Origin of the sequence: Streptomyces sp. PU-14G (assembly GCF_041028275.1) — a bacterium.
Lineage (GTDB): Bacteria > Actinomycetota > Actinomycetes > Streptomycetales > Streptomycetaceae > Streptomyces.
The window spans coordinates 1-6,899 of sequence record NZ_JASKYT010000391.1; the positions used below are offsets into that span (position 1 = coordinate 1).

General features: G+C 73.3%; 5 protein-coding genes and 1 pseudogene. 4 read left to right on the top strand and 2 right to left on the bottom strand.

All coding sequences use genetic code 11. The features are described 5' to 3' along the window. Positions 1 to 29 precede the first annotated feature (29 nt). The 3 genes from AB8Z75_RS29665 to AB8Z75_RS29675 all read left to right on the top strand — a co-directional run bounded on the left by AB8Z75_RS29665 (position 30) and on the right by AB8Z75_RS29675 (position 2,512). Entirely contained in the window at positions 30 to 539 is a 510-nt protein-coding gene (locus tag AB8Z75_RS29665) for a DoxX family protein (RefSeq protein ID WP_369207360.1), read from the top strand. Between the two features lie 232 nt (positions 540 to 771). Continuing rightward, positions 772 to 1,767, top strand: a complete 996-nt coding sequence (locus tag AB8Z75_RS29670; RefSeq protein ID WP_369207352.1) for a lytic polysaccharide monooxygenase — start codon at positions 772 to 774, stop codon at positions 1,765 to 1,767. Between the two features lie 109 nt (positions 1,768 to 1,876). Next, entirely contained in the window at positions 1,877 to 2,512 is a 636-nt protein-coding gene (locus AB8Z75_RS29675; RefSeq protein ID WP_369207354.1) for a pyridoxamine 5'-phosphate oxidase family protein, read from the top strand. Positions 2,513 to 2,546: 34 nt separating this feature from the next. On the opposite strand, the gene AB8Z75_RS29680 is transcribed toward AB8Z75_RS29675, so the two are convergent. Further along, positions 2,547 to 3,431, bottom strand: a complete 885-nt coding sequence (locus AB8Z75_RS29680; RefSeq protein WP_369207356.1) for an esterase/lipase family protein — start codon at positions 3,429 to 3,431, stop codon at positions 2,547 to 2,549. A 342-nt stretch (positions 3,432 to 3,773) separates the two neighbouring features. Here AB8Z75_RS29680 and AB8Z75_RS29685 point away from each other — a divergent pair, with 342 nt between their 5' ends. Further along, positions 3,774 to 6,089 carry a heavy metal translocating P-type ATPase gene (locus AB8Z75_RS29685; protein ID WP_369207358.1) on the top strand — a complete coding sequence of 772 codons (2,316 nt, stop codon included), beginning with the start codon at positions 3,774 to 3,776 and terminating at the stop codon, positions 6,087 to 6,089. A gap of 338 nt (positions 6,090 to 6,427) precedes the next feature. Here AB8Z75_RS29685 and AB8Z75_RS29690 read toward each other — a convergent pair. After that, positions 6,428 to 6,899 (bottom strand): annotated as a pseudogene (locus AB8Z75_RS29690) (hypothetical protein); the annotation flags it as partial.

Sequence of the window (6,899 nt, forward strand, 5' to 3'; positions counted from 1 at the left end):
GCCCCACCGCAGCGCCGGGATCCCCCGGCGTGCCGCACCCCTCGCCCTCGGCGCAGCGCGGCTACGACGCCGGTCTCCTGGTGCTGCGCCTCGTCCTCGGCCTCGCGATGGCCGCGCACGGCACCCAGAAGCTCTTCGGCTGGTTCGGCGGCAACGGGCTCGACGGCACAGCGCAGTTCTTCACCTCCGTCGGCTATCCGGCGGGCCGCACGATGGCACTGGTCGCAGGGGCTACCGAGACGTTCGGCGGTCTCGGCCTGGCCCTCGGTCTGTGCACCCCGCTCGCCGGGGCCGCCGTACTCGGCACGATGATCAACGCCTCGGCCGTGACCTGGGGCGACGGCTTCTTCGCCCCGGGCGGCGTGGAGTACGCGGTGGTGCTGGCGGCAGGCGCGGCCGGTCTCGCCCTGACCGGCCCCGGCCGCTACGCCGCCGACCGGCTGCTGCCCGTCCTGCGGGACCACCGTCTCGCTCACGGCGCCACGGCTGTGCTCCTGGGGCTGGCCGCAGCCGCCGCCGTCCTGCTCACCCGCTCCTGACGGTCCGGCCGCCTGCCTGTTGGTGTGCTTAGCGAGTCCTTAAGCGAGTCCTAAAGATCGCCCGCAAGGGCTTCGAGCAGGCGATTCGGGCTTTCCGAGTGGCTAACGTGCTGGTCGCCGGGGCGGGTTCGCGTCCACCGCTGGGGAGGCGGTGGGCGAGGGCCCGCCCCGGCCACCACGTCCCCGCACCCCCGCACGTCTCCCGTGCGTCCCCCACAAGGAGCCACTCACCATGACCGTTCGCCGCAGGACAGCAGGGATCGCCGCGCTGGGTATCGCCCCGCTGGTACTCACCGTGGTGGCGGCGGGCCCCGCCGCCGCGCACGGCTCCATGGCCGACCCCGTCAGCCGGGTGGCGACCTGTTTCGCCGAGGGGCCGGAGAGCCCGACATCGGCGGCGTGCAAGGCCGCCGTCGAGGCCGGCGGGCCGCAGGCGTTCTACGACTGGAACGAAGTGAACATCCCCGACGCGGCGGGCGAGCACCGTCGGATCATCCCCGACGGGAAGCTGTGCAGCGCCGGACGGGACAAGTACAAGGGCCTGGATCTGGCCCGCGCCGACTGGCCGGCCAGCGCGATGACGTCCGGAAAGCACACTTTCCGGTACAAGGCGACGGCCCCGCACAAGGGCACCTTCGAGCTGTACCTCACCAAGGAGGGCTACGACCCGGCCAAGCCGCTGAAGTGGTCCGACCTGGAGTCCGAGCCGTTCGCCAAGGCGACCGACCCGACGCTGGAGGACGGCAGCTACGTGATCGACGGCACCGTGCCCAAGCGTTCAGGGCGCCACCTGATCTACAGCGTCTGGCAGCGGTCCGACAGCCCGGAGGCGTTCTACGCCTGCTCCGATGTGACCTTCGGCGGCGGGTCGGCCGCCGCGTCGAAGGACGCCCCGGCGGCGCCCGGCGAGCAGCAGATCGAGGCGGGCAGGGAGAAGTCGACCGTGGACCACGCGGGACACGGCGGCGGCACGCACGCCGGGGGCGACAGCCCCCAGGGCCACGCGTCCCACGACGGCACGGGACACGGGCAGGCCGGCCAGGGGCAGGGCTCCGCCGACACGAACGCGCCCGCGCCCGACGGAGGGGCCGAGAAGGCGAACCTCGCGCAGACCGGTGGCGACGAGAGCGCCGCCCCGCTCGCCCTCGGCGGCGCCGCCGTGGTGGCGGCCGGCGCGGGCGTGCTCCTGGCGACCGCCCGCCGCCGCGCCGCCAGGTCGCGCGGCTGAAGACCGGGCCGCACGGCGCCGCTTCCCCTCTCGGACGGGGAGGCGGCGCCGTACGCTTCTAGTCTCCACGGCCCTTGACGGCCTCTCACGGCGACAGAGCGGAGCGCTCATGGCTCGGAAAACCATGGTGGAGGTCACCAGCGAGGAGGAGTTGCGCGCCCTCGTCGGTGAGCCGGCACAGCACACACGGGACAAGGTCCGCACGGAACTGCACCAGTTCGACCGCGACTGGCTGGCGCACTCACCTTTCTGCCTCATCGCCACCTCGGCGGCCGACGGCAGGTGTGACGTCTCGCCCAAGGGCGATCCGCCCGGTTTCGCCAAGGTGCTCGACGACCGCACGCTCGCGGTCCCCGACCGGCCGGGCAACAAGCGCGTCGACGGGCTGCGCAACCTGCTGTCCAATCCGCACGTCGGCCTCGTCTTCTTCCTGCCGGGCCGCGGCGACACGCTCCGGATCAACGGCCGGGCGCGGATCGTGCGCGAGGCGCCGTTCCTCGAGACGATGGTGGCCAGGCGCAACCGCCCGAAGCTGGCGGTCGTCGTGGAGATCCAGGAGGTCTTCCACCACTGCGCCAAGGCGTTCTTGCGCTCCGGCCTCTGGGACCCGGAGACCTGGCAGCCGGACGCGCTGCCGAACCGCGCCCGGCTGGCCAAGGCCCTCGACCGTTCCGGGGACTCGCTGGAGTTCCTGGAGGCGTACTACGGGCCGCGGTACGCCGACAAGATCCACACCGAGGGGTGATCCCCTACCCGATCACGACAGGCACCTCACCGGTTCACGACAGGCACGTCGTGGGGGTGGCGTGCGCGGGGTCGAGGGCGTTCGCCGTCTCGTGCCAGGCCACCCGGTCGGTCAGCCCGATGGCCAGGTGCTCGGAGAGGTCGAGGGGGCACAGGTCCTGGACCGTCACGTTGTGCACGTTCGGCCCGTCGAGGAACTGCGTCTCGTAGGGCGTGACGACCTCGTCGTACCTGCTGGCGATCACGGTGTACGCGACGCCCGGCACCGTGTCGCCGCCCTCGTTGAGCTTCTCCAGGAACGCGGAGCCCTTCTTCTGCTGGAGCAGGGAGGGGCCGATCTCCTCGACCACGTCGCCGATCGGCGGGAACTGGTCGGCGAGCGCGGCGAGCCCGCTCAGGGTGGTGCCGTGGTTGCTGGGGGCGATGCCGACGAGGGCGTTGACCTTCTCGGCGCCGCCACCGGCCTTGAGGTACTGGCGGGGCATCATGCCGCCCTGCGAGTGGCCGACGATGTCGACCTCGTTGGCGCCGGTGGCGGCGAGGACCTTGTCGACGTAGGCGGCCAGCTGCTTGGCGGAGTCCTCGATGGGGCCGAGCCCGTGGAAGAACGGCTTGCCCGGCAGTTGCCCGTAGTCCAGGGAGAAGACGCAGTAGCCGCGCTTCACCAGGTAGGGGGCCAGCCCCAGCCAGTTGTCCACGGAGTTGCCGAAGGTGCCGTGGACCAGGACGACGGGGCGGGGGTGCCGGTCGGAGGGCTTGCAGGAGTAGTCGTTCCAGCCGCTGCTGTGCGCCGCGCCGTCGGCCGGCGGGGCCGCGGTGGCGGTGGCGGGGAGGGCCACCACCGCGAACGCCGCTGCCACGGCGGTGGCGGCGGATCTGCGGGGGCGCCGCGCGGCGGGTGAGGTCGGCTTTCGCTTCATGTCCGGCTCCTCGTGCTGTGAGGGATGAGGGTGGGAGCGGAGCTGTTGAGCGGCCGACAACTTACGCGCGAGTAAGAAAACTGACCAGTACCCGCACAGGACGAATTCCGGTGTGCGTGCCCGCGGACCCGCTCGTCCCACGCCCTGCCGGAGAAACCCGCAGCCCGCCATACCCCGCCCGGGTACTTGCCCGCCCCGGAGAAGCGCTTGCGATACATACGGGAGGGGGGTATACATGAGCCCAGCGCTACCGATACCCCAGCCGGGTATGACACAGTAGGGGGCGGCGCCCGACGCCGCAGGACACGCACTGACACAGGCCGGGTCGCCGAGGAGACACCGATGACCACCACCCGTGAGACCACCGCAGAAGACACCGGTTCGGCGCCGAAGGAGGCCACCGACGTCGAACTCGCGATCGGCGGTATGACCTGCGCCTCCTGCGCCGCCCGGGTCGAGAAGAAGCTCAACCGCATGGAGGGCGTCACCGCGAGCGTCAACTACGCCACGGAGAAGGCCAAGGTCAGCATGGACGACGGCGTCCAGGTCGCCGACCTGATCGCCACCGTCGAGGCCACCGGCTACACGGCGGCCCCGCCGGAGCCCGTGCGCGCCGAACCGGGCACCGCACACGAGAGCGAGGGCGCGCAGGCCGGCCCCGACGCCGCCGACGACGAGCTGCGGCCCCTGCGCCAGCGGCTCATCGGCTCGGTGGTGCTGGCCGTACCGGTGATCGCCATGGCCATGGTGCCCGCCCTGCAGTTCGAGTACTGGCAGTGGCTCTCCCTCACCCTCGCCGCACCCGTCGTCGTGTGGGGCGCCTGGCCCTTCCACCGGGCCGCCTGGGTCAACCTGAGGCACGGCGCGGCCACCATGGACACGCTGATCTCGGTCGGTACCTCGGCCGCGATGCTCTGGTCGCTGTGGGCGCTGTTCTTCGGCACCGCGGGCGAACCGGGGATGACCCACCCGTTCGAGCTGTCGATCGGCCGGAGCGACGGCGCCGGCAACATCTACCTGGAGGCCGCCGCCGGGGTCACCGCCTTCATCCTCGCCGGGCGCTACTTCGAGGCCCGCTCCAAGCGGAAGGCGGGCGCAGCGCTGCGCGCGCTGCTGGAACTGGGCGCCAAGGAGGTCACCGTCCTGCGGGAGGGGCGCGAGGTCCGCGTCCGCACCGAGGATCTCGCCGTCGGCGACCGGTTCGTCGTCCGGCCCGGCGAGAAGATCGCCACCGACGGCACCGTGACCGAGGGCAGCTCCGCCGTGGACGCCTCCATGCTCACCGGCGAGTCCGTGCCCGTGGAGGTCGGGGTCGGCGACACCGTCACCGGAGCGACCCTCAACGCGGGCGGCCGGCTGGTGGTGGAGGCCACCCGCGTCGGCGGGGACACCCAGCTGGCCCGGATGGCGAAGCTGGTGGAGGACGCCCAGAACGGGAAGGCCGCGGCGCAGCGGCTCGCCGACCGCATCTCCGCCGTCTTCGTTCCTGCCGTCATCGTCCTCGCGCTGGCCACCCTCGGCTTCTGGCTGGCCGTCGGCGCGGGGCTGACCGCGGCCTTCACCGCCGCCGTCGCCGTACTGATCATCGCCTGCCCCTGCGCCCTGGGGCTCGCCACCCCGACAGCCCTGATGGTGGGGACGGGACGCGGCGCGCAGCTCGGCATCCTGATCAAGGGCCCCGAGGTGCTGGAGACCACCCGCCGCGCCGACACCGTCGTCCTGGACAAGACCGGCACGGTCACCACGGGCGAGATGACGCTGCTGGCGGTGCACGTGGCCGAGGGGACGAGCGAGAGGGAGACCCTGCGCCTGGCGGGTGCGCTGGAGAACGCCTCCGAGCACCCCCTCGCGCGGGCCGTCGCCAGGGGCGCGGAGCGCGAGGTGGGCGCGCTGCCGGTGCCCGAGGACTTCGCCAACGTCCCCGGGCTCGGCGTCCAGGGCGTCGTCGAGGGGCACGCGATGCTCGTCGGCCGGGTGCGGCTGCTCGCCGACTGGGCAATGGAGCTGCCCGCCGAGCTGGCGGCGGCCCGGGAGGAGGCCGAGCGGGCGGGGCGCACCGCCATCGCGGTGGCCTGGGACGGCGAGGCACGCGCCGTGGTGGAGGTGGCCGACGCGGTCAAGCCCACCAGCGCCGAGGCCATCGGGCGGCTGCGCGGGCTGGGGCTGCGCCCTGTACTGCTGACGGGCGACAACCGGGCCGTCGCCGAGTCGGTGGCCGCCGAGGTCGGCATCGCCGCCGAGGACGTGATCGCCGAGGTCATGCCCGAGGACAAGGTGGGCGTCGTCAAGCGGTTGCAGGACGAGGGCCGTTCCGTGGCCATGGTCGGCGACGGCGTCAACGACGCGGCGGCGCTCGCCCAGGCGGATCTGGGCCTGGCGATGGGCACCGGCACCGACGCGGCGATCGAGGCGGGCGACCTCACGCTGGTCCGCGGCGACCTGCGTGCGGCGGCCGACGCCATCCGGCTCTCCCGCCGCACGCTGGGCACCATCAAGTCCAACCTCTTCTGGGCCTTCGCCTACAACGTGGCAGCGCTGCCACTGGCCGCGGCGGGCCTGCTCAACCCGATGATCGCGGGTGCGGCGATGGCCTTCTCCTCGGTCTTCGTGGTCGGCAACAGCCTGCGCCTCCGCCGCTTCCGCGCCACGGACCAGTGAAGCTCCCCGCGCCCCGGAAGGGGCGCGGGGAACGGCGCGAGCGACCACGCCGCACCCGCGTCCTGCGACGAAACAGCAAGGGGCACCCCGTACCGGGCAAGGTACGCAGGAAAACCACTAGGCGGCACGCGGCGGAACCGAACCCGCCGGACGGTCCGCGGCCACACCGAACCGGCGGTGAGCCCGATCGCCCGCCGCCTCCGCCCGGCAAACCAGCACAGACCCCGCGCCCCGGAAGGGGCGCGGGGAACGGCGCGACACGCCACACCCCCACCCGCGGACCGCCCACCACGGGCAGTGGCACCCCCGTACCGGAACAAAAGCCGCAGGAAAAAGCTCTAGGCGGCACGCGGCGGAGCCGACCCCGCCGGGCGGGCCGCGGCCACACCGAACCGGCGGCGGGCCCGATCGGCCGCCGCCTCCGCGCAGCGGGCCTTCTCGTCGCGCACGTCGAAGGAGAGCTGCCGCGAGGCGAGTTCGGCGGCGGTCAGCTCCTCGGCGCGCAGGGCGACCCCGCGCACGCGGGCGCGTTGCAGGCCGAGCGCGTCGTGCAGGGCGTAGGCCGCCGCGGCCAGGGCGGGGGTGTGCGCGGTGGGTTCGGCCAGAGCGCGGGTGCGGGTGGTGGCGGAGCGGTCGGCGTAGCGGACGGTCAGGGACAGCGCCCGCGCCACCTGTTCCTCCGCGCGCATCCTGAACCCCAGGTCGTCGGCGAGGGTGAGCAGGGCGCTCCGGCGCCGTACCGGGTCCAGCTCGTCCCGCTCGAAGCGGTGTTCGGCGCCGGCCGAGCGTGCGGGTGCGGTGGGGGTGACC